Here is a 20,643-nt window from a genome sequence, read left to right on the forward strand (position 1 = left end):
GGATCGGTGCGACGCCGGATCGGTGCGTCAAAGGCGTCCCGCCACTGGACGTTCCTCCGCGTGTTCCCCGGGGCGGGCCCGGCGGGATGCCTGCTCGGCCCGCACCATGGCGGCGAGTCCCGTACGGATGTCCGTGCCGGGCCGGTACCCGAAGGCGTTCCGCGCCACCGTGATGTCGGCCGCGGTACGTCTGGCGTCGCCGGGCCGCGCGGGCCCCGGCACCACGTTCACCGGTGCGGCCAACTGCCCGAGCAGCGCGATGACCTGATTCATCGTCACCTCGCATCCGCCGCCGAGATTGGCGACGCCGTTCCACGAGGAGAGCGCGGCCCCGCGCATGGCCGTCACCACGTCCCCGACGTAGGTGAAGTCACGGCTCTGGCAGCCGTCCCCGTACAGCGGGAAGGGCCGCCGCGCGCAGGCCGCCGCGACCAGCCGCGAGAAGGCCATGTCGGGCCGCTGCCGGGGGCCGTACACGCTGAACAGCCGCAGGGAGGCGGCCGGGACGCCGAAGACCGTGCGATAGGTCTCGCACAGCTGCTCGGCGGCCAGCTTGGTGACGCCGTACGGCGAGACGGGCCGGGGACACAGCGTCTCCGGCGTCGGATACGCCTCCGCGTCCCCGTAGACCGACGAGCTGGACGCGAAGACGAGCCGGCGCAGTCCGGTGTCCCGTGCCACCTCCAGCACGCGCTGGGTGACCAGGACGTTGCGTTCGAGGTACACAGCGAACTCCGCGCCCCAGGAACCGCGGACGCCTGGCTGGCCCGCGAGGTGGTAGACGGTGTCCGCGGCGGCGAACAGCGGCTCCAGGCGAAGGTCCAGCAGATCGCCCTGCCGGAAGGTGAACCGGTCCCGGTCCAGCAGTCGGGCGAGGTTCCGTCGCTTGCGTGAGGGCTCGTAGAAGTCCGTCATGGCGTCGATGCCGATGACCTCGTCCCCGCAGGACACCAGGTGTTCGCACAGGTGCGAGCCGATGAACCCGGCCGCGCCGGTCACCACGGCACGCATCACGACCCGCCCCCTCGGCTCCCGCGCGGCCCGTTCTCCCGTCGGCCGGGAGAGTCCCACGGCGAGGACAGCACGTACCAGAAGGTCCGGGCGATGAAGCGCACGACGTTCGGCACCGTCGCCCGGCGAAGGAACTCCGCATCCAACGCGGTGCGTTGGGGGACGAGCACCGCCAGGTAGTACTCCTCGGGATCGGGACGGCCTTCGAGCAGCGCCGCGTACACGCGCGAGCGGAGCTGGCACGGTCCGGTGAGCCCCGGGCGATGCCGGAACACCCAGCGGTGTTCGGGCGGGTAGCGGCGGGCGAGGTGCGGGACCTCGGGGCGGGGGCCGACCAGGGTCATGTCGCCGCGCAGTACGTTCCACAACTGCGGCAGCTCGTCCAGGCTGAGCCGGCGCAGCAGCTCCCCCGTGCCGGTCACCCTCGGGTCCGAGCCACCAGTGACCCCGGGACCGGTGCAGCCGTCCCTCATGCTGCGGAACTTGTAGAGGGTGAACTCACGCCCTCCCTCTCCGGTCCGCCGCTGCCGGAACAGCACCGGTCGGCCGCTCATGGTCCTGACCAGCAGCGCCAGCAGCATCAGCAGCGGCGCGAGAAGGAGAAGCAGGGTCAGGGCGAGGGCGATGTCCAGGGTCCGGCGGGGCGGCGTGAGGCGTGCGGTGGTCAGGGGAGGCAGGGGCTGTCGGGGGTTGCGGTCGATGGTGCGCATGGAGGGGGTCCTTGGTCGAGTCCGTCATCCGGGCGGATACGGCAGGTGCGGCGGGGCTGGGGGAAGTCTCGGTGCGAGGTACCGCGGCAGAGGATGCCGCCGTCACTTGGAGGAGCCGACGTTCGAGGACATGCGCAGCGGCCGCGCAGAGCCAGCGCACGTATCCCGCGTATCCGCTGAGAGTGTCCCGGCATTCGGAAAGGCTTCGCCGGAGCATGGCCCTGGCCAGCCTGGCGGCCGGCTCGATCGTCAGGGTCAGGGCCACCAACAGCGAGGCACGGGTACGGGACCAGTGCCGGAACGCGTACCGGGTGCGGCTGCACAGGGAGTGGCGCAGCCGCTCGCCGCCCAGCTGAGCGGAGCTCACCTGCCCGATGTGACGGACCGTTGCCTGATGGAGGTAGTACGAGCACCGGTTCCGCCGCCGGGCCCGCAGCGCGAGATCCGTTTCCTCGAAATAGAGGAAGTAGCGCTCGTCGAAGCCGTCCAGTTCCTCGAAGAGCGAGCGATGCATCAGGAAGAAGGCGCCGATGACCTGGTCAACGGGGCCCGACGTGGTGGTTTCCTCGGGCAGCAGGTGGTGCGGCGGGAAGAGCGCGGGTGCCAGTCGGTCGAGACCGGTCATCTTGCCGAGGAAGATCCGCAGGTTGGGGAACCGCGAACAGGAGATCGCAGGTCCTCCCCTCTCGTCGACCATGTGCGCGCCGCAGATGCCGACTCCTTCCGCGGTTCGGCTGCCGAGAAAGTCCCCGACGACGCGAAGGGTGTCGGGATACAGCTCCGTGTCCGGATTGAGGAAGAGCAGGAAGTCGCTGTGCCCCCGGGCTGCGCCCTGGTTGCAAGCGGCGCCGAAGCCGCGGTTACGGGAATTGCGCACCACGTCGAGCGGGATGTCGGACGTGGCCAGATCGTGCAGCGAGCCATCGGTGGAGGCATTGTCGACGACTACGATCCGCGCCGCCCGAAGCCGGGACCGGTCGGTGCGAACGATCGAGTTCAGGCACTCCCTCAAGTAGCGACCGGTGTTCCAGTTGACGATCACGATGTCGACGGCCGGGACGGTCCGCCCTCTCGGGGTCATGGCGGCACCGGTCCGAGCTCCAGGGCCGCAGCCCACCGGGGCAGCCACGCCTCGTACGAGTACCTCCGGCCGGTGATCTCCCGGGCGGCCCGTCCGAGCCGCTCGCGGGAGGCATCCGGAGCACCGATCAAGCCGAGGACCGCAGTGGTCCAGTCGTCCTCGGTGCGTGCTGCGGGCATACCGAACTGGGAGAGCAGGTCCATGTTGACGCCCGGCGGGCTGGCCACGGCGGGGAGGCCGGCGGCGGCGTACTGGAGCAGTTTGTAACCGCATTTGCCGCGACTGTACGAGGTCGTCGGCAGTGGCATCAGGCCGATGTCCATGGCTGCCAGTGCCGTCCGCTGGCTTTCCGGGCTCCATGCGACCCGGTCGACGAGGGACTCCAGACCGCCGAGAGACGGTGTGGTCGTACCGACGAGGATCAGCCGCGCGCCGGTCCGACGGTGTACCTCCGTGAGCGCTCCGGCGATCAAGGACAGGCATGCCTCGTTGTGAGGTGAGCCGATCCAGCCGAGCCGCGGCGGGTCGTGCAGGGCGTACGAGGTCTTGCGCATGTAGTCCTCCAGGGCCACGCAACTCGGGATCACCACGACGTCGCGGTGGTGCCGGGACGCCCAGTCCGCCAGGACGGCGTTGCCGGCGATGACCCGGTCCGCATGGCGAACGGCCACCCGTGTCTTCCCCGCTTTGGGGGCGACCCGACGGGCGAGACCGCCGCCACCTTGGTCCCATTGCAGAGCGTCGTCGAAGTCGTACACGGCGAATTCCGCGCTTGTCAGCAGCCGGCGCTCCCACCAGCCTCGGCTGAGCGGAGAGGCCTCCCGGTGCAGCAGCAGCCTCCGGGGGCGGGCGTTCGCGATGGCCCCCAGCCGCAGCTCCGCCCTGGCCAGGGACACCGGGCGGCGTACGAGGCGGGCAGGAGCGGCGTCGGGCAGCGACAGGTAACTGCCGACCGTGAAGTCCGTATCTATGCGGTCCAGCCACCCGAAGACACGGACTCGAGAACTCCCGGCCCCCCGGCCGTAGGGGGTGACCGCGCAGTGCTCCATTTGACGATCCATGATTCCGAGTTCCAGCCGTATGCTGATATCGTATGTTTACAGCGTAAATCCACGTTGATCCACATATTGCTCCCTCAGTACCACCACGTCAAGAGCGGCCGAAACGGTCGCACGGAGGAGCCTCCATGGATCTCCACGACTACATCGACGTACTGAGTCGGCGTTGGCGGTTCGTCACCGTCTGCGTCCTGCTCGGGCTGGCGGGGGCCCTCACCGTGACCGCCCTGACGCCACGCACCTACACGGCAACCGCTCAGCTCTTCGTTGCCACCAGCGACGCGGACAGTGACGGCGCGTACCAGGGCGGCCTGTTCACCCAGCAGCGGGTCAAGTCCTACACGCGCATCGTCAGCAGCCCCACGGTCCTCAACGGGGTCATCTCCGAGCTCGGCCTGCACACAACAGCCAGGCAGCTCGCTGAGAACATCAGTGCACAGGCCCCGCTCGACACAACCCTGGTCGACATCCGGGTGGAGGATCCGTCAGCCACCCGGGCGCAGGCCATCGCCGATGAGACCGCCGTCCAGTTCACGAAGTACATCGCCGCCGTCGAGGGGTCTTCGGCAGACGCCCCACCGCTGGTCAAAGCCAGTGTGGTCGGGGGATCCGAACCACCGTCCACGCCGACGAGCCCGCGTCCGGAACTGAACGTGGCCATCGGCCTGCTCACCGGGATCGTCGTGGGCTTCGGGGGCGCAGTGCTGCGCAATTCGTTCGACAGCGCCATCCGCTCGGCGGGCGACATCAGCGCCCACCTGCGCCTCACCACCCTGGGCGCCGTCCCCCCACCCGACCGACGCCGCCCGGCCCCGGGTCACCGCGTCGGCACGACCCGGCGGACGGAGGCGTTGAACCAACTGCGCATCCGTCTTCGCTTCAGGACCGGGAGCAGCGTCCCGAACTCGGTTCTCGTCACCAGCGCGTTGCCCGAAGAAGGGCGTACCCGGACCGCGATCGACCTGGCGACGAGCGTCGCCCGCACCGGGCAGCGCGTCGTCCTCCTTGAGGCGGATCTGCGTCGGCCACACTTCGCCGGGGAACTGGGCCTGCGTGACACCGCCGGTCTGACCGGTGTCCTCACCGGTCAGACCCCGCTGTACGACGCCCTTGAGAACTGGGGGGCCGAGCGGATACGGGTGCTGCCGAGCGGCCCCGCCGCGGCGGATCCGAGCACGCTCCTCTCCTCCCCGGGCATGGCGCAGTTGCTGCGCGTCCTCGAGGCCGACGCGGACCTCGTAGTGGTGGACAGCCCTCCACTGCTGTCCTTCGCCGATGGCGCCGCACTGGCCGCCGTGACGGAGGGCGTGCTCTTCGTCGTCCGGGCCGGGAAGACCCGCCGCGAGGTCGCCCTGCGGGCCCTCGACGCCCTGGCGACGGTTCGCGCACAGGTGCTGGGGGCCGTCCTCACCGGGACGAACGCCGAGGGGTTCGCCGACTGGCAGCCGCCCCGGGGAGAGGAGACGCGCTCCAAGGGGTTTGCGAAGGGGCCGCGCCGGGAGCCGGAGCGGCCGGATCCCGTCCGGATACCTGACCACCGGCCTTCGGCGTCACGTGCCGTTGCCCCCGTCCCGGGCCGGCATCACGAATAGGCGGGACGAGGTATCGGATGACGCAGCATCAGGCGGATATGGCACTGATCATCGGGATCCTGGCCCTGGCATCGCTGATTCCGGTGACGGTGGCACTCCGGCGCGCCCACGCCTTCGGGGACTGGGACCTCACCGCGTCGATGGTCTTCCTGATCGGCGTACTGGCCAATGTGCCAACAGTCATGTACGTGATCCACACGGGCCGACCGGAGCGACTCGACCCGCTGGGTGAGGTGGTGATCGGGTTCCCGCAGTGGGTGAACCGGATCGGGACGGCGGCCAACGGCATCCTGCTCTCGGCGTGCGTCGCGTTCGTCCTCCACCGGCTCCTCTCCGCTCGCGCGCGGATCAATGTCGTGCCTCTCATCGCCTTCGGACTGGTCCTGCTGCTCGCCTTCTCCGACGGTCTCCACGGACAGCAACTCCTCGCGCCCAGACAGCTCACCTTGCTCGCGGCTCTCCTTGCGGCGGCCGTCGCTCGTCCTGGGCGCTCGGCGTTCCTGGGCGGAGCAGCCGTCGTCATGCTCTCCACCGTTCTCGGCGGCATCGAGGCGCTCATCGAGCCGTCCACCGTCATGCGGGAGTGCCGCGCCGACAATCCGTGCGGCCTTCTGGGAGTCCTCTACTCAGGCGTCTTCACCAACGAGAACATCTTCAGCCTGCTGTTGATCGTGGGCATTCCCTTCGTCTGGCTGGGGTTGCGCGGACGCGTCCGTGTCGTGCTGGCGTGCTACGTCGCTTTCGTGGCCGTCGCCACCGGCAGCAGGCTGGCCGGCGTCACCGCTGTCGCGGTCGTGGCCTTCCTGATGCTCCTGCGTCCGAGGCTCCCGGACGAAGTGGGCGAAGGTGATGCCATCACGTCGCCCGGACGAGTCATGCTCGCCGTGCCGATCCTGGGAGTGGTGACCGCCATCGCCATCGCCGCCCCGTTCCGGCAGCTGAAGGCCGACAGTCTTGGAGACCGCGCCGTCATCTGGGAGATAGCCAGGGACGAACTGCGGGAGTCGGCTCTCTTCGGGTTCGGTGGCAAAGCGTGGTCCGGCAAATATCACGCCGGGGAGATTCCGGCCGCCGTCTCACCGTCCCTGCACAATCAATGGATAGACATCCTGTACGCGGGCGGGATCGTCGGCCTCGCCCTCTTCCTCCTGCTGCTGGCTCACCTCCTGGTCGGAGGCGGCGCCCGCGGTTTTCCCATCGCCGCGTGCGTGCTGCTGCCCGTCCTGCTCGCATCGGTCCTGGAACGGCCCTGGTCGTTCGGCTTCAGCAATGCGTTGACCTTCACCCTTGTCGCCGCACTCGTACCTGGGGCCGGCCGTCCAGCAGCCGCTCCAGCGGTTCCAGAGTCCGGTTCCAGTCGAGCCGCCGCGCCTGCTCGTACGCTTCATCGCTGACCTGCTGCCACCATGCCCGGTCGCTCAGCCCGTCGATGACGGACGCGAACGACTCCTCGGTGTAGGGCACGGATCCGCTCAGCAGATCCAGGTGGCGCCGCCAGCCGGGGACGAGGACGGGGAGGCCGTGCGCCAGGTAGTGCAGGTGCTTGGCCGAGAAGCCCTCCCGGCGCAGCAGGTCCCGGGTGCAGGTGATCAGCCCGACCTGGTACTGCCGCAGCACGTCGGGCGACGCGTAACCGCGGTAGTCGAGCCCGAGTCGGGGATCGGGCGGTGGTCCTCCGTAGACGTGGATGTGCGGATACCGTCGGCTCAGCCGTGCCAGCAGCGGAACGTCGATGAACCGCGAGCTGAGCGAACCGAGATAGGCCACCCGTGGTGGATCGGCGAATCGGGACCGCTCCGCCGCCGGGGTGCAACCCCAGTTGAGCTGGAGGAAGTTGCGTCCACTGATCCCGTAATACTCCTTGGCATAGCGGCCATAGGACTCCCAGGAGAAGGACAGATGCTCCATGTCCTCAAGGAAGCGCTTCTCCCGGCCGCGGAACCTCCTGTGCTGCCGACCGGTGAGCCGGCCTTCGTAAAACACCTCGTCCGCCCAGGGATTGGGGCAGTCGTACACCGTCTCGGCCGACGTACCCGTCGTCAGCACACCCGCGTCATAAGGGGTCTCGCAGATGACGAGGTCGTAGTCGTCGAGTTCCAGCTGGTCGGCGAGAATGCGGCGGCGCAGTCTGTGATCGGCCAGCAGCACGTAGTACGACAGATGGCGCCGTCCAAACGACCATCGGCGGGTGAGCAGCTTGGACGCCACGTCGTTGGCGTACAGCGTGAGCCTGGTCGGCCGCAGGGATCCGGGCAGCATTCGCCCGAGGGATCCAGGCGTGCTGGATGCCCTGGCCAGGCAGCCGGTGTCCACCACCCGCACGTCATGACCGCGCTCCCTAAGGAACCGCGCGATCGCCAGGGGTTTGACGCTGTTGGCGTACCCGTCCAACTGGGCGACGATGAGAACGCGCCTGGTCCTGGAGGTACCGGATCCTTGTGCGGTGACGGCGTTCATGGGCTTCCCTCTTCCAATGACACTTCGTCCTTCACTGACACCCCTCCTCCGGGACGCGCTGGTCCGGCGAGCTCCCGCAGGAGCAGGGCCGAGGCCCCGGCGAGGCCGGCGAGTACGGGCAGGCCGGCCAGCAGCAACGGCAGCACGCCGTGCCACTCCAGCCGCAGCACCAGCAGATTCCCCAGGCCTGCCGGAACGGCGGCCAGTACGGTCACGGACAGCCAGTGCCTCGGCAGCCGCCGCTCACCCGGCCCCGTCAGCCGACGGCACAGGACGACGAAGTACCAGGAGCCGGCCAACAGGCCGACCGTGGTCGCCAGGACGACGCCGACGACGCCGAACAGCAGCGTCAGCGGCACGGTGAGGGCCAGGTTCACCACCGTCGCGCACCAGGAGTAGCGCGTCTCGTATCCCGGTCGGCCGATCGCCCGCACGAAACAGGTCCGTACACCGGTGAACGCCACCTGCACCGAGTATCCAGCCAGCAGGACGGCGGCGACGGCACCACTGAGGGCAAGCCCGGGGCCCAGCCACACCTGAACCGCGAGGCCCACCGAGGCAGTCGTCACGACCCCGTAGGTGAGGACCGTCGGCAGCCAGCGGGACTGCAGGACGTGGAACTCCCGCACCGCACCCGCGAGTCCGTGTACGGCGTAGACGTGCGTCATACGGGTCAGCATCGGCGGGAAGGCGTACAACGGGAGGCTGCGCAGGGCCGCGGCCGCCTGGTAACCGGCGGCGTAGATACCGACGTAGCGCACCGGCAGCAGCGCGGCGATCACCAGAGCGTCGATCTCCCCGTTGAGGAAGACCGTGAAGCCGGACAGCTGCATGCGGGTGGCATACCGGACGAAGTCACGGCGTTCGACCCGGCCAGGCAGCAGCGGGCGCCGGAGGCGGATGTGCCGTGCCCCGACGCACAGGCCGCCGACCGTCACCAGCAGATACCTTCCGATGGCCAGCACAGCCAGCAGCGGCAGGTCCGATCCATGGCCGATCAGCGCGATCACGGCCACGCCGTAGGCCAGACACGACGCTCCGCTGACTCCCGCCAGAGCACGGAATCGCCCGTTCGCCTGCAACAGCGCGACGGCGGAGTTGGCGGCCAGGGCCACGGTGAGCAAGGGCCCGAGGGCCATGAGCAGTTGTTCAGCCTCCTGCCGCAGCCGGGGCGGCACACCTACCGCGGAAGTGAGGACCGGGGCGAGCAGCAGGCAAAGGCCGCTCACCAACGCACCCAGCGCGACGAACAGCCCGAGCGATCCGATCACGAGCCGTCCCGTGCCGTCCCGGTCGCCGTGAGCGCCGTGATAGGCGTGGAAGCGGGCCAGTGACGCGCCAACGCCGCCGTCCAGCACGGTGAGCGTGGCCAGGAAGACCAGGATCAGCGACCAGACGCCGAACCGGTCGAGGCCCAGGCGGCTGATGAGGTACGGCGTCAGCGCCAGGTTGGTGAGCAGGGGGGCCGCCTGAGCCAGCGCGCTGAAGCCCACGCCCGAGAACCGACCCTCCGTAGGGTGCCCAGGACTCATCGCGTGCCTCACGTCCCGGTGCCCGGCGGATGCCCCGTCTCGACCCCGTGCCACAGCACCCGCAGCTTCTCGCGGTCCAGGATCAGCGCGTACTGCCCCCGGATCATCTCCGACCGGACGATCGGCGCGGTGGTGAACGACATGTCCGAGGCGTCCAGATGCCGCAGGTCGAGCACCAGGTCGCGAAGATCGCCGTTGGACATCCGGTCGTCCACGCTCACCGTGCGGGTGATCGCGTCGAGCATTGTGTCGGTCGCGAACGGATCGGTGAGGCTGACCTCGTCGCGCACCTCGCCGACCAGGCCGCGCAGGAACTGCTGCTGGCGTTTGATCCGGTCCAGTTCGCCGCCGGGCAGGCCGTGCCGCTGTCGCACGTACGACAGGGCTTCCTCGCCGTTCATGGTGTGGGTGCCGGCCGTGAAGTGCCGCTGCTGCTCAGGGTCGTAGGAGTTCTCGTCGAGCGTGATCGGCACTCCGCCGACGGCGTCCGTGAGGCTGCGGAAGCCGTGCCAGTCGATGACGCCGAAGTGATCGATCCGGACGCCGGTGAGCTGCTCCACCGTTTTGATCAGGAGCGACGGACCGCCCCAGGCGAACGCGGCGTTGACCTTGGCTTCGCCGTGCCCGGGTATGGGCACCCAGCTGTCCCGGGGTATGGACACCGTGTCCGCCGTCTGTTCGTCGGCGCCGAGACGCACCAGCATCAGCGTGTCGCTGCGCTGTACGCCGGGCCTCCACAGATGCTCCGTGGCGTCGCTTCCGGTGGTCGGCTCGCGCGAACGGGTGTCGACCCCGGCCAGCAGAAAGGTGCTGTCCTTGTCTCCCTCGGGCCGCGGCCCCTCCGGAAAGGCGTCCGGGATGCGCGTCACCTGGTCGCCGTAGTGGTTCGTGCCCCACCACACGGCGACGGTGCCGAGGCCCAGCAGGCTGAGCGCGGCGACGAGCGTGAGTACCAGCACCCGGCGCAGGAGCCGGTGGCGCGGCCGGGTTTTCGACCCGGGGCGCTGTCTCGGGGTCCAGTGCGGCCACCTGCGGTGCGTGGACATCAGAAGTCGTCCGGGTAGGGGTCGGCCATGCCGGAGTGCAGGTGCTGTCGGGTCGTCGAGGCGGGGAAACCCGGGAGGAGTTCGGCGAGTACGCGGCGTACCTGGTCGGTGTCGTTGTGCTCTGCCGCGACGTACAGGGCGGGCAGGCGTTCGACGGGCGCGGCCGGGTCCTCCTGGCAGGCGGTGGAGGTCGCGGCGAGGATCCGTGGGTGGGCGGTGGGGGTGTGCCGTTCCTGCGCGGAGAAGAGCGTCTCGTTGAGCTTCTCGCCCGGTCGCAGACCGGTGAAGCGGATGTCCACGTCCGGCACGTTCACGGAGCGGGCGAACTTGCGGACGAGGTCCACGATCCGCACGGGGTCGTTCATGTCCAGCACGAACACCTCACCGCCCTCGGCCATCCGTGCCGCCTCCAGGACCAGCCCGACGGCCTCCTCGACGGTCATGAAGAACCGGGTCACATCAGGGTGGGTGACAGTCACCGGGCAGCCCGTGCCCAGTTGTTCCGCCACGACCGACAGCAGCGAACCCCGGCTGCCCAGCACGTTGCCGAAGCGGACGGCCGCGAAGACGGTGCCGGGCGGGGCGCTGCGCTGGCCGTCGCGCACGATGAGCTCGGCCAGCCGCTTCGTCGCGCCGAGCACCGAGACCGGATCGGCCGCCTTGTCCGTGGAGATCAGCACGAACCGTCTGGTTCCGGCCGCCGCCGCGGCGCGTACGAGGTTCTCGGTCCCCCGCACGTTCGACTTCACGCCCTCGCAGGGGTTCCGTTCGAGGAGGGGGAGGTGTTTGTGCGCGGCGGCGTGGAAGACCACTTCGGGGCGCAGTTCGCGGAATACCTGGTCGATACGGGGACGGTCCCGGATGTCCGAGATCACGATGTCGTCGCTGAGCAGGGCGTCGCCGTACAGCTCCAGTTGCAGCCGGTGCAGGTTCGACTCGTCGTGGTCGAGCAGGAAGAGCCGGCTCGGCCCGAAGGCGCGCACCTGGTGGCAGAGTTCGCTGCCGATCGACCCGCCTGCGCCGGTCACCAGGACCCGTCGCCCGGCGATCGTCGCGCGCGCCTCGGGGCTCACCACGTGCATCTCGGAGCGGCCGATCAGTTCCCGCACGTCCAGCGCGCGCATGTCGTTGCCCACCACGTCGCGGCGGAGCGCCGCGATGAACGACGGCAGATACCGCACGCTCGCTCCCGTGGCCTCGGCCGCCCGCGCCACTGTGCGGAAGCGGTCCGGGCTCAGACCGGGGATGGCCACGACCACCGCCTCGATGCGGTGGGCCAGAGCGACCGCCCGGGTGTCGTCCAGCTCCCCCAGGACGGGCAGGTTCCCGATGACGACGGCACGGTGTTTGGCCGGATCGTCGTCGAGGAAGCCGACCGGGTCGAGCCCGAACTGCGGTGTCCGCGCCAGGTCCCGGGCGAGAGCCTGTCCGGCCTCCCCCGCACCGATCACCAGGGTCCGCAGGGCGGCGGGCCGTTGCCGTACCGGTGTCACGGGACGTTCGGCGCGGGCCGACACGGGGTGGGGCGGGGCGGCGAGCCCGGCCAGCTCCCCGCAGACCCGGTCGACCATCCGCTCGGTGAGGCCCGGGTGCAGGGGCAGGGAGAGCAACTGGGGGAAGAGTGCGTCGGCGCCCGGCAGACCCTCGGGCGGAGTGACCGCGGCGAACTGGAAGTACGGCATGTGGTGCAGGGGGATGAAATGGACCGAGGTGCCGATGCCGTGCTCCGCGAGCCGGTCGATCAGTTCGTCGCGACCGGTCCCGTACGCCTGCGACACCCGCACCACGTAGAGGTGACGCGCGTGCCGCCCGTCGGTGGCGGCGTCGAGCGGTTCGAGGCCGGGAACGGCCTCCAGCGCCGTCGTGAACCGTTCGGCGAGGGCGCGCCGCCGCCGCTGCCAGTCGTCGAGGTGGTGGAGCTGGGCGCGCCCGACGGCGGCCTGGACATCCGTCATGTTGGCCTTCAGGCCCGCCTCCTCGACGGTGTACCGCCAGCCGCCGCCCGGCAGGTTCCGTTGCCACGCGTCGGCGGACATGCCGTGCAGCCTCGCGCGACGGATCCACTCGGCGACCCGCGGGTCGTTCGTGGTCACCATGCCGCCCTCGCCGATGGGCAGGTTCTTGGTGGCGTAGAAGCTGAAACAGGTCGCTCGCGACAGGCTTCCCACCGGCTGGTCCCCCACCGACGTGCCCAGGGCGTGGGCGGCGTCCTCGACCACGCGTGTCAGGGGCAGCCGGGCCGCTTCCGCCAGCTCGGCGACCGGAGCGGGGGCACCGGCGTAGTGCAGGACCATCAGCGCGTGCGGGCAGCCGCACGCCCTGGCCGCCCGGGCGACAGTGACCGGAGTCGGCATCGCGGTGCGCGGATCGACGTCGACCAGCACGGGACGCAGCCCGGCGTGCAGGACCGCCTGGGCCGCGCCGCAGAAGGTCACCGCCGGGACCAGCACCGTCCCGCCGGGCGGCAGCCGCAGGGCGCGCAGCGCGAGTTCGAGGGCCGCCGTGCACGAACTCACCGCGACCGCGTACTCGGCCCCGACGTACGCCGCGAACTCGCTCTCGAATCGCTCGGTCTCGTGGCCGGTGGTCACCCAGCCCGAGGCGAGCACCCGCTGCGCCGCCCGCCTGGCCTCCGGGCTGATCCTCGGCACGGCGAACGGCACGTCGGGTTCCACCGTGCGCCCCGCGGTGACGGCGTCCGTACGGGGGACGCCGTTGAGGGCGGGCCGGTGGTGATCGACCGGCTTCTGCCGGGGTCGCAGCCGGTGGACTGTCATCTCGTGCTCCCCGGTTCTGGTTCTCTCGGGCCGGGTCTCTGGGGGCAGGTGGAGCTCGGACACAGGTCCGAATGGCGTATATTTACGTCGTATACGTACACATTGCCCCCGTGGATGCATAGAGTCAACACGAGCGGGACGGCGTGCGGGCTGCCGATCACCTGGAGGCAAGGCATGGCCAAGGAGCAGGCGAGGGCACGGGGCAAGGACGAAGGAGCCGGAGCCGGTCCGGCGCGCCGCGCCAGCGACCGTGGCCGCTACGGCCGACTGAGCCGGGAACGCGTACTGGCCAGCGCCCTCGATCTGGTGGACCGGGAAGGCCTCTCCGCGCTGAGCATGCGCCGACTGGGCGCCGAGCTCGGTGTGGAGGCGATGGCGCTCTACCGGTACGCGGCGAGCAAGGACGCTCTCCTGGACGGCCTGGTCGAAGCCCTGCACCTCGAACTGGAGGAGGGGCTGGCCAGTCCCGGTCCCGGCCTCTCGACGAAGGCGGCGACGGCAGCGGCAGTCGAGGCCGAGATCGCGGCCGAGGCTCCGGAGTGGCGTGCCGAACTCCACCGGATCGCGCGGGCCACGTACGAGGTCTGCCTAACCCATCCCCAGGTGGTGCCGCTGCTCGCCACGCGCATGCTGGCGGTGCCGCTGGCCCAGCGGCCGCTCGCAGTCCTGCGGCACCACGAGCGGGTGCTCGCCCTGCTCCAGGGGGCGGCCGGACTCGGCGATGCCCGTTCCGCCGCCGTCTTCCGCGCCTTCACCGGCTGGGTCCTCGGCTATGTGTCGGTCGAACTGCAGGCCATGGTGGACAGCCCGGAGGAATCGGATCCCGCGTTCCGCCTGGGGCTGCACCGCATGCCGCCCCTGGAGCTGCCCAGGCTCCGGGAGGCCGCCGCCGGCCTCGCCGAGCGGGGCGGACCGGAGGGCCTGGCCGCCGGTCTCGACGCCTTGCTCGACCGTTTCACCCGCCCACAGGAGTAGGCCGCGCGCCACGGCTTCGACGCCGCAGGCGCCCGGCCCCTCATGACCGTGGCCGACATCCTCTACAACAAGGGCCGGCCGCTGCGCACCAAGCAGGGCCGCGCCTGGTTGTACGTACCGGCACGCAGTCGCGAGGCCCCTTGACTGAGTCCCGAGCACTGAGCCCGCCTCTTTCCGGGAGCCTGAACCAAGTTATTGCACGCCTTTTGCATCTACACAATGCACGCAAGGGAGGATGGATCACGACGTCAGGCACCACTTGACCAAGGATCCCCCGTGACCGTTGCGACCCAGTCCGAGCCAGGTCTTGTGCGGCGTATTCGCGGAGCGCTCACTCCGCGCGAATGGGCCCGGGCGGGCGGGCTGGTCTCGGCGATCCTGGCCCTGCACGTCATCGGCTGGGGCACACTGCTGCTCGTCGTCGTGCCCCGGCACTTCGAACTCGGCGGCGGGCAGGGAGCGTTCGGCATCGGGCTCGGCGTCACCGCGTACGTGCTCGGGATGCGGCACGCCTTCGACGCCGACCACATCGCCGCGATCGACAACACCACCCGCAAGCTCATCTCCGACGGTCAACGCCCGCTCTCCGTCGGCTTCTTCTTCTCCCTCGGGCACTCCACGGTCGTCTTCCTGCTCGCCCTGCTCTTCGCCCTGGGCGTGCGTTCGCTGGCCGGCCCGGTGCGGGACGACGGCTCGGGGCTGCACGACACGCTCGGCCTCGTCGGCACGTCGGTCTCCGGCGTCTTCCTCTACCTCATCGCGGCCTTCAACCTCGTGGCTCTGGTGGGCATCCTCCGAGTCTTCGGCCGGATGCGCTCGGGCCGGCACAGCGAGGCGGAGCTGGAGGCCCGACTCGCCTCCGGTGGCGGGGTGATGACACGCATCCTCGGCCGCGCCACCCGTGCCGTCGGCAAGCCCTGGCACATGTACCCGCTCGGCTTCCTCTTCGGTCTCGGCTTCGACACCGCCACCGAGGTCTCCCTGCTCTTCCTCGCGGCGGGCGCGGCAGGCGCGGGCATCCCCTGGTACGCCATCCTGTGCCTGCCGGTGCTGTTCGCGGCCGGGATGAGCCTGCTCGACACCATCGACGGCTCGTTCATGAACTTCGCGTACTCCTGGGCCTTCTCCAACCCGGTCCGCAAGGTCTTCTACAACATCACCATCACGGGTCTGTCGGTCGCCGCCGCGCTCATCATCGGCACCGTGGAACTACTGTCGATCGCCGCGGAGAAACTCGCCCTGCACGGCGCCTTCTGGAACTGGATCAGCGGCATCGACCTCAACACCGTCGGCTACGCCGTCGTCGCCCTGTTCGTGGTGACCTGGGTCGCCGCGCTGCTCGTCTGGCGCTACGGCCGCATCGAGGAGAAGTGGACCCCTGTCGCACGGCCGGCGGAGGACTGACCGGCCCGGCAGGGTGGTGACTTCGGCTCCCTTCGGACCGTCCCAGTCCAGAAGACCGCCCCGATGCCCTGGTCGAGCCGGCCGACGAGTTGGGTGGCCGGCGTCGCCAAACCCCGTTGAGACGCTGCCGCTGGTCGGGGAGAGTCTGTGGTCATGGAGTTCTTCTGTTACCACCGCGATCGGCCCGGCTCCGTCAAAATGCGCGATGAGCTGCTGGAGGACCACTGGTCCTACATGGACCGGTACGCGACGGAGATGATCGCTCGCGGCCCGACGTTCGCCGCTGACGGCGATACGCCCACCGGCAGCGTGCACATCGTCGACCTGCCGGATCCTGCCGCCGCCCGCGCGTTCGCCTTCGACGAGCCCAACTACCAGGCGGGCGTGTACCGGGACGTACTGCTGCGCCGGTGGCGCAACCTGCTGGGGCGCACCATGTGGGATTTCCCCGGCGGCGGGACCGCCGGCAACCGATACCTGGTGCTCGGCCTCGGTTCGGGACCGGCCGCCGACCTCACCGTGCCTTCCGACCTGGATGAACTGATCGCGTACGGACCCCTGTTGTCCGACGACGGCGCCACCTGGCTGGGTACGGCGGTGCTGCTCCGGGCCCCTGACCCGGACACGGCACGCGCCGTTCTGACACCGGACGGGTACGCCGACATCGAGGTGCACGACTGGCAGTTCGGCGGGCGGTCGTAACACTCCTCGGTCAGGTTGCGGGCCCACACCACCAGCACCTGCGCGAGGTCGCCGGGGAGGCGCGGCCGGAGCCGCTCAGAGTCGGCCGTGCTCCCGGAGGATGTGCAGGGCGCCGAGGGTGACGATGCCACGCCACGCGGCGCTCTGCGCCGGCATCCAGTGGAGGAAGTCGAAGTCCCAGCCGCCGTCGTCCAGTTGCTCGCTCTCGAGCCGGTCGAGATCGGCATCGATCTGGGCGGGCGTGAAGAGTGCCCGGCTCGGGGTGTCCGGCCGCGGCGAGAGCGCGAGCGGCTTGACGTGCTCGCCCTCGATGCCGCCCGGGATCGGAACCGTGCCGTCGGGGCGGATCAACGGACGGAGCCGGTCGACGGCCGCGGCGGCACGGTCCGGGTCGGGTACCGCGTCGAGGAACTGCAGGCCGAACACCACGGAGTAGCCGCCGGCCCCCTTCTGGGACTCGAGCTCCTGCCAGCTCCAGGCCGTCGCGACGTCGAGCCACGGGTGCTCGACACCCAGCTGGTGCAGCCGGCCGGCGAGGGCGAAGGTCAGGAAGCCGGACTCGTCGCGCGGCTCCATCCAGGGGGTATGCGGGTGGCCGAGCGCCGAAGGCAGCACCTGTGGGACACCGCCGTCGGGGCGGGCGATCGCGGCGACCCAGTCGGCAGTCGCAGTGACCATCGGGTCATCGGTGGCGCCGCTCTCGGCCAGGACGTCGAGTGCGCTGAGGGCCGCCGAGGGCTGACTGCCCGGGCAGCACACATCGGGCTCAAGGGCGTGGCCGAAGCCGCCGTCGGGATTCCGATAGGCCCGCAGCGCGGTGAGCACCGGCTCGACCGGTGCGCCGTCCAGGAACACCTCAAGGCGGCGTCGCTCCAGCAGACGGGCCGTACCTTCCATGAACTGCCGCGCCGAGTCGATGCGGGACTCGGCAGTCGTTCCAGCTGCGGCTTCGGTGGTGGATTCGGTGGTGGTTTGGATGGTCGTTCGCCTAGTCATGCCATCGACACTAGGCAGCGGTCAGCCGGACGTCTTCCAGGAATCGGACAGGCGTGACCCCCGTCAGACGATGAACCTCGTCCGTCATGTGGGCCTGGCCCGCATAGCCCGCCGCGAGCGCCCGGTCGGCCAGCGACATCGTGGGGGACTCGCCGGCCCGGACGAGTCGGCGGAGCCGGGCGACGCGGGCGAGCGTCTTCGGGGCGTACCCGACCGCGGCGGTCACCCGCCGGTGGAGCTGCCGCTCGCTCACTCCGAGCTCGGCGGCGAGAGCGGCCACCCGGATCTCGTGGGCCGCCAGCCGGCGGGCCGCCGCGGCGGCCAGTGGATCGGGGGCGGCCCGGCGGTGGAGTACGGCCCCGGCCAGCAGGCGCAGACGTTCGGCGGTGTCGCCGGCCATGGCCACCTGCTCGCTCAGTGCCCCGGCTGCCGGCCACACCTCGGTGAGCGGGACCCGGAGGTCACGGACGGCTGAGGCCGGCAGCCCCAGTACGTTGCCCGCGGCGCCCTGCCGCAGGCGTACGCCGCAGGTCGACGCGCCGGTCGGCTCCCACAGCACCGGGCCGGTGTCGGCGCCGACGACGAGCGGCGGGCCCGCGCCCAGCCAGACCAGGTCCACGCAGCCGTCCGGGATCACCCGTTCCGTCCCGTCCACGAGCGTGTCGTTACGCCAAAGACAGGCGACCACGGGAAGCAGGCCGGTCGGCGTGCGGAACTCGCGGTAGGTCACGTCAACAACGATAGAACTCCAACGCCCGCGACGGGGGCGGGGACGGGGACGAAAGCACCTCTCCCCCGAGCGGTGTGCGGCCGATGGCTACGGTCCGCAGAACGGGGTACGCGGACCGTCGGCCGTCCACGTACCCGGGAGCGGACGCGCCCGGCCGGAGGGCCACCTGAACCCGCGGGCACCCCCGGCCGCGGGAACCGGCGACACTCTACGGTCGTCTACTAATTTACTTAGCTACATCTCGCTCAGCTACATCTCGGATCGGAATGGAGGATGACTGTGCTGGACAGCCGACGGGGGCACCTGGACGATGCCCGGCAAAGGCCTCGGCGCAGGCGGCTCGGATTCGCCGCGCTCGCCCTGGCCGGAGTCGTGACGCTGGCCGCCTGCAGTCAGGACGGCGGTGACGCCTCGAAGGAGTCGCCGGGAGCCGACTCGGGCAAGAACCGGCCGGCCACCGTCACGGTTTCTCCCGCCACGGACGGCAAGGACGTCATACCCGGTGAGCCGCTCACGGTGAAGCCGGACGACGGAAAGCTGACGTCGGTCACGGTCACCACCCGCAACGGCGAGGCACTCGACGGCTCACTGTCCTCCGACGGCACCTCTTGGACCTCGTCCGACTCCACCGGATACGGCACCACCTACACGCTCAAGGCCCAACTCGCCGACTCCGACGGCAAGAAGAAGGCGAGCACCAGCACCTTCACGACGCTGAGCAAGGACAAGATCTTCGTCGGCACCTACAACGTCGACAAGGGTGACACCGTCGGCGTCGCCCTCCCGGTGTCGATCGTCTTCAACAAGCCGATCCGCGACAAGGCGGCGGTGGAGCGCAAGCTCGGCGTCACCTCTTCGCCGGCCGTGGAGGGCGCGTGGCACTGGATGAAGGACCGGGACGGCAAGGACCGGGTCGACTACCGGCCCAAGGAGTACTGGAAGCCCGGTACCGAGGTGAAGCTGCGGATGGACCTGGTCGGACTGAAGAACGGCGACCTGGTCGGCACGCAGAAGCGCGAGATCGACTTCACCGTCGGCAAGTCGGTCGTCAGCACGGTGGACGTGACCAAGAAGACGATGACCGTGGCCGAGAACGGCAAGGTCCTCAGGACCCTCCCGGTCTCCACGGGCAAGAAGGGGTTCGAGACGTGGAACGGCACCATGGTGGTGCTCAGCAAGGTCCCGACGATCCGGATGAACTCGGACACGGTCGGCATCTTCGGTGAGGAGGCGTATGACCTGGGGTCCGTCAAGTGGGACGTCCAGCTCACCCCTTCGGGCACCTTCGCCCACGCCGCCCCGTGGAACGAGGGCAACTTCGGCAGGGTCAACTCCAGCCACGGCTGCATCGGTCTGAGTACCGCCGACGCCAAGTGGTTCTACGACCGCGTCGACTACGGGGACCCTGTGACGGTCGTCAAGTCCACGGACACCGTGCAGGTGAACAACGGCTACGGCGCCTGGAACGTCGGCTGGGAGGAATGGGAGAAGGGCAGCGCGCTCTCCTGACGTCCTTACGTTGACGGCTGAACTGCCGGGCCCCGCTGGGCGAGTGCCGGCCCGAAGGCCGGCGGGATGCGTCGGCCGCGCGGCCGGTCAGGCCACCATCATCAGCAGCATCGCGGACATGGCCCCGCCCATGCCGATGTGCGCCGCCAGGGCCGCGTCCGGCGCGGCACCGGGCCGGCGACGCCGGCCGTGGCCACCGGCGCCCGCGGCGGCGCCGCGACCGCGGACCGTCCGGGCCCTGTCCCACACGGAGATGGTCAGCGAAGCCAGGAAGACGACCACGGTGTCAGGCATGGCGAGCAGCCAACGGGCCCACGACCTGCGCCGACCGCCCTCACGGCGTGCCACGAAGGCGGCCCGGTGGGTACCGCGGACCCGGGCCCACACGGATGCACCGATCGACAGCAGGAAGTAGACGGCGAGCGCCCCACCGACGAAGCGCCACACGGAGGTGGAGTCAGAGGCGGCCGACGTGGCACCGCCGGCAGTGGTCGTACCGGGCATGGCCATCCCTTCCCTCCCTCCCATGCCCTCCATGCCGTGCGTGTTCTCCATCCCCGGCATGCTCTCCATTCCGGGCATCGCGCCCGTCTCCGTACCTGCCGCCGCGTTCTCCATGCCGGCCATGTGCTCCATTCCCGGCATGTCCGCCATGGAGGTTCCCAGGGCGAGGACCGGTCCGGACGACGTGCTCGTCATGGCCAGCGTCATGATCACCATTCCGAAGCTGCCGATGATGAGGTGCGTCCAGCGGCGGCCATGGCCCCACCCCGAGCCCTTTGTGTGACGTACCGCCATCACCACGCCCCCCAGGCCGAGAAGGGCGAACGCCACTGCCCACCACATGCCGTGACCGGCGTACCAGGCCGCGGTCGCGGGCAGCGCCATGGCCGCCATGCACACGCCCATCAGGAGATCGCCGCCCGCGGCGAACCTCGCCCCGCCTCTGGTGGTCACCACCCGAACCATGCTGACGGCGGCCACCAGGGCCGCGATCAGTGCCACGGACCAGCTCAGAGACAGGCTTCCCATCGTCACCCTCCGCATCGGCCGACCGGCGAGC

General features: G+C 70.1%; 17 protein-coding genes and 2 pseudogenes. 8 read left to right on the forward strand and 11 right to left on the reverse strand.

Annotated features, from left to right (window positions below; genetic code table 11):
* Positions 1–27 precede the first annotated feature (27 nt).
* Together AB0I18_RS09290 and AB0I18_RS09295 are read right to left on the reverse strand one after the other, a co-directional pair.
* Positions 28–1,011: an NAD-dependent epimerase/dehydratase family protein gene (locus AB0I18_RS09290; RefSeq protein ID WP_363104846.1), complete on the reverse strand. Its 984-nt coding sequence runs from the start codon at positions 1,009–1,011 to the stop codon at positions 28–30.
* Positions 1,011–1,721, reverse strand: coding sequence for a sugar transferase (locus AB0I18_RS09295; RefSeq protein WP_363104777.1), 711 nt, complete (start codon positions 1,719–1,721; stop codon positions 1,011–1,013). Before AB0I18_RS09295 ends, AB0I18_RS09290 begins: the two co-directional genes overlap by 1 nt.
* 215 nt (positions 1,722–1,936) lie before the next feature.
* Here AB0I18_RS09295 and AB0I18_RS09300 point away from each other — a divergent pair, with 215 nt between their 5' ends.
* Complete coding sequence (locus AB0I18_RS09300; RefSeq protein WP_363104852.1) at positions 1,937–2,077, forward strand: hypothetical protein; 141 nt, start codon at positions 1,937–1,939, stop codon at positions 2,075–2,077.
* A gap of 35 nt (positions 2,078–2,112) precedes the next feature.
* Here the strand turns inward: AB0I18_RS09300 and AB0I18_RS09305 are convergent.
* Both AB0I18_RS09305 and AB0I18_RS09310 read right to left on the reverse strand, forming a co-directional pair.
* Positions 2,113–2,802 (reverse strand): annotated as a pseudogene (locus AB0I18_RS09305) (glycosyltransferase family 2 protein); the annotation flags it as partial.
* Positions 2,799–3,863, reverse strand: coding sequence for a glycosyltransferase (locus AB0I18_RS09310; RefSeq protein WP_363104778.1), 1,065 nt, complete (start codon positions 3,861–3,863; stop codon positions 2,799–2,801). The gene AB0I18_RS09310 and the pseudogene AB0I18_RS09305, both read right to left, overlap by 4 nt.
* A gap of 125 nt (positions 3,864–3,988) precedes the next feature.
* Between AB0I18_RS09310 and AB0I18_RS09315 the strand changes: the two genes are divergently transcribed.
* On the forward strand, positions 3,989–5,452 hold the full coding sequence (locus AB0I18_RS09315) for a polysaccharide biosynthesis tyrosine autokinase (protein ID WP_363104779.1): 1,464 nt from the start codon (positions 3,989–3,991) through the stop codon (positions 5,450–5,452).
* A gap of 17 nt (positions 5,453–5,469) precedes the next feature.
* Positions 5,470–6,846, forward strand: coding sequence for an O-antigen ligase family protein (locus AB0I18_RS09320; RefSeq protein ID WP_363104780.1), 1,377 nt, complete (start codon positions 5,470–5,472; stop codon positions 6,844–6,846).
* Here AB0I18_RS09320 and AB0I18_RS09325 read toward each other — a convergent pair.
* The 4 genes from AB0I18_RS09325 to AB0I18_RS09340 form a co-directional block, all read right to left on the reverse strand.
* Positions 6,734–7,909, reverse strand: coding sequence for a hypothetical protein (locus AB0I18_RS09325; RefSeq protein WP_363104781.1), 1,176 nt, complete (start codon positions 7,907–7,909; stop codon positions 6,734–6,736). The two genes, AB0I18_RS09320 and AB0I18_RS09325, sit on opposite strands and share 113 nt — an antisense overlap.
* On the reverse strand, positions 7,906–9,402 hold the full coding sequence (locus AB0I18_RS09330; RefSeq protein WP_363104782.1) for an oligosaccharide flippase family protein: 1,497 nt from the start codon (positions 9,400–9,402) through the stop codon (positions 7,906–7,908). The genes AB0I18_RS09325 and AB0I18_RS09330 overlap by 4 nt, the downstream gene beginning before the upstream one ends.
* A 47-nt stretch (positions 9,403–9,449) precedes the next feature.
* Positions 9,450–10,400, reverse strand: coding sequence for an LCP family protein (locus AB0I18_RS09335; RefSeq protein WP_363104783.1), 951 nt, complete (start codon positions 10,398–10,400; stop codon positions 9,450–9,452).
* Positions 10,401–10,486: 86 nt separating this feature from the next.
* Positions 10,487–13,264 (reverse strand): DegT/DnrJ/EryC1/StrS family aminotransferase, encoded by a 2,778-nt coding sequence (locus AB0I18_RS09340; RefSeq protein ID WP_363104784.1) that lies wholly within the window; start codon positions 13,262–13,264, stop codon positions 10,487–10,489.
* A gap of 174 nt (positions 13,265–13,438) precedes the next feature.
* Between AB0I18_RS09340 and AB0I18_RS09345 the strand changes: the two genes are divergently transcribed.
* The 4 genes and pseudogenes from AB0I18_RS09345 (at position 13,439) to AB0I18_RS09360 (ending at position 16,345) form a co-directional block, all read left to right on the forward strand.
* A complete protein-coding gene (locus tag AB0I18_RS09345; RefSeq protein ID WP_363104785.1) occupies positions 13,439–14,239 on the forward strand; it encodes a TetR/AcrR family transcriptional regulator C-terminal domain-containing protein in 801 nt (266 codons plus the stop codon).
* 39 nt (positions 14,240–14,278) lie between these two features.
* A pseudogene (locus AB0I18_RS09350) lies at positions 14,279–14,377 on the forward strand (BlaI/MecI/CopY family transcriptional regulator); the annotation flags it as partial.
* Positions 14,378–14,515: 138 nt separating this feature from the next.
* Positions 14,516–15,643: a HoxN/HupN/NixA family nickel/cobalt transporter gene (locus tag AB0I18_RS09355; protein WP_363104786.1), complete on the forward strand. Its 1,128-nt coding sequence runs from the start codon at positions 14,516–14,518 to the stop codon at positions 15,641–15,643.
* Between the two features lie 153 nt (positions 15,644–15,796).
* Positions 15,797–16,345 carry a YciI family protein gene (locus AB0I18_RS09360; protein ID WP_363104787.1) on the forward strand — a complete coding sequence of 183 codons (549 nt, stop codon included), beginning with the start codon at positions 15,797–15,799 and terminating at the stop codon, positions 16,343–16,345.
* A gap of 75 nt (positions 16,346–16,420) precedes the next feature.
* On the opposite strand, the gene AB0I18_RS09365 is transcribed toward AB0I18_RS09360, so the two are convergent.
* Positions 16,421–17,341 (reverse strand): hypothetical protein, encoded by a 921-nt coding sequence (locus AB0I18_RS09365; protein WP_363104789.1) that lies wholly within the window; start codon positions 17,339–17,341, stop codon positions 16,421–16,423.
* Positions 17,342–17,351: 10 nt separating this feature from the next.
* Entirely contained in the window at positions 17,352–18,071 is a 720-nt protein-coding gene (locus AB0I18_RS09370) for an AraC family transcriptional regulator (RefSeq protein ID WP_363104790.1), read from the reverse strand.
* Positions 18,072–18,350: 279 nt separating this feature from the next.
* On the opposite strand from AB0I18_RS09370, the gene AB0I18_RS09375 reads away from it, so the two are divergent.
* Positions 18,351–19,580 (forward strand): Ig-like domain-containing protein, encoded by a 1,230-nt coding sequence (locus AB0I18_RS09375; RefSeq protein WP_363104791.1) that lies wholly within the window; start codon positions 18,351–18,353, stop codon positions 19,578–19,580.
* Between the two features lie 87 nt (positions 19,581–19,667).
* Here AB0I18_RS09375 and AB0I18_RS09380 read toward each other — a convergent pair whose 3' ends face one another.
* Entirely contained in the window at positions 19,668–20,612 is a 945-nt protein-coding gene (locus tag AB0I18_RS09380; protein ID WP_363104792.1) for a DUF5134 domain-containing protein, read from the reverse strand.
* Positions 20,613–20,643 lie beyond the last annotated feature (31 nt).

It is taken from the genome of Streptomyces sp. NPDC050704 (assembly GCF_040654355.1).
Lineage (GTDB): Bacteria > Actinomycetota > Actinomycetes > Streptomycetales > Streptomycetaceae > Streptomyces.

Bases quoted from the DNA above. Each gene is read 5' to 3' on its own strand.
- AB0I18_RS09315 (WP_363104779.1), top strand. From the start codon at position 3,989: ATGGATCTCCACGACTACATCGACGTACTGAGTCGGCGTTGGCGGTTC.
- AB0I18_RS09380 (WP_363104792.1), bottom strand. From the start codon at position 20,612: ATGGGAAGCCTGTCTCTGAGCTGGTCCGTGGCACTGATCGCGGCCCTG.
- AB0I18_RS09310 (WP_363104778.1), bottom strand. From the start codon at position 3,863: ATGGATCGTCAAATGGAGCACTGCGCGGTCACCCCCTACGGCCGGGGG.
- AB0I18_RS09290 (WP_363104846.1), bottom strand. From the start codon at position 1,011: ATGCGTGCCGTGGTGACCGGCGCGGCCGGGTTCATCGGCTCGCACCTG.
- AB0I18_RS09345 (WP_363104785.1), top strand. From the start codon at position 13,439: ATGGCCAAGGAGCAGGCGAGGGCACGGGGCAAGGACGAAGGAGCCGGA.
- AB0I18_RS09300 (WP_363104852.1), top strand. From the start codon at position 1,937: ATGGCCCTGGCCAGCCTGGCGGCCGGCTCGATCGTCAGGGTCAGGGCC.
- AB0I18_RS09325 (WP_363104781.1), bottom strand. From the start codon at position 7,909: ATGAACGCCGTCACCGCACAAGGATCCGGTACCTCCAGGACCAGGCGC.
- AB0I18_RS09360 (WP_363104787.1), top strand. From the start codon at position 15,797: ATGGAGTTCTTCTGTTACCACCGCGATCGGCCCGGCTCCGTCAAAATG.
- AB0I18_RS09365 (WP_363104789.1), bottom strand. From the start codon at position 17,341: ATGACTAGGCGAACGACCATCCAAACCACCACCGAATCCACCACCGAA.
- AB0I18_RS09295 (WP_363104777.1), bottom strand. From the start codon at position 1,721: ATGCGCACCATCGACCGCAACCCCCGACAGCCCCTGCCTCCCCTGACC.
- AB0I18_RS09320 (WP_363104780.1), top strand. From the start codon at position 5,470: ATGACGCAGCATCAGGCGGATATGGCACTGATCATCGGGATCCTGGCC.
- AB0I18_RS09340 (WP_363104784.1), bottom strand. From the start codon at position 13,264: ATGACAGTCCACCGGCTGCGACCCCGGCAGAAGCCGGTCGATCACCAC.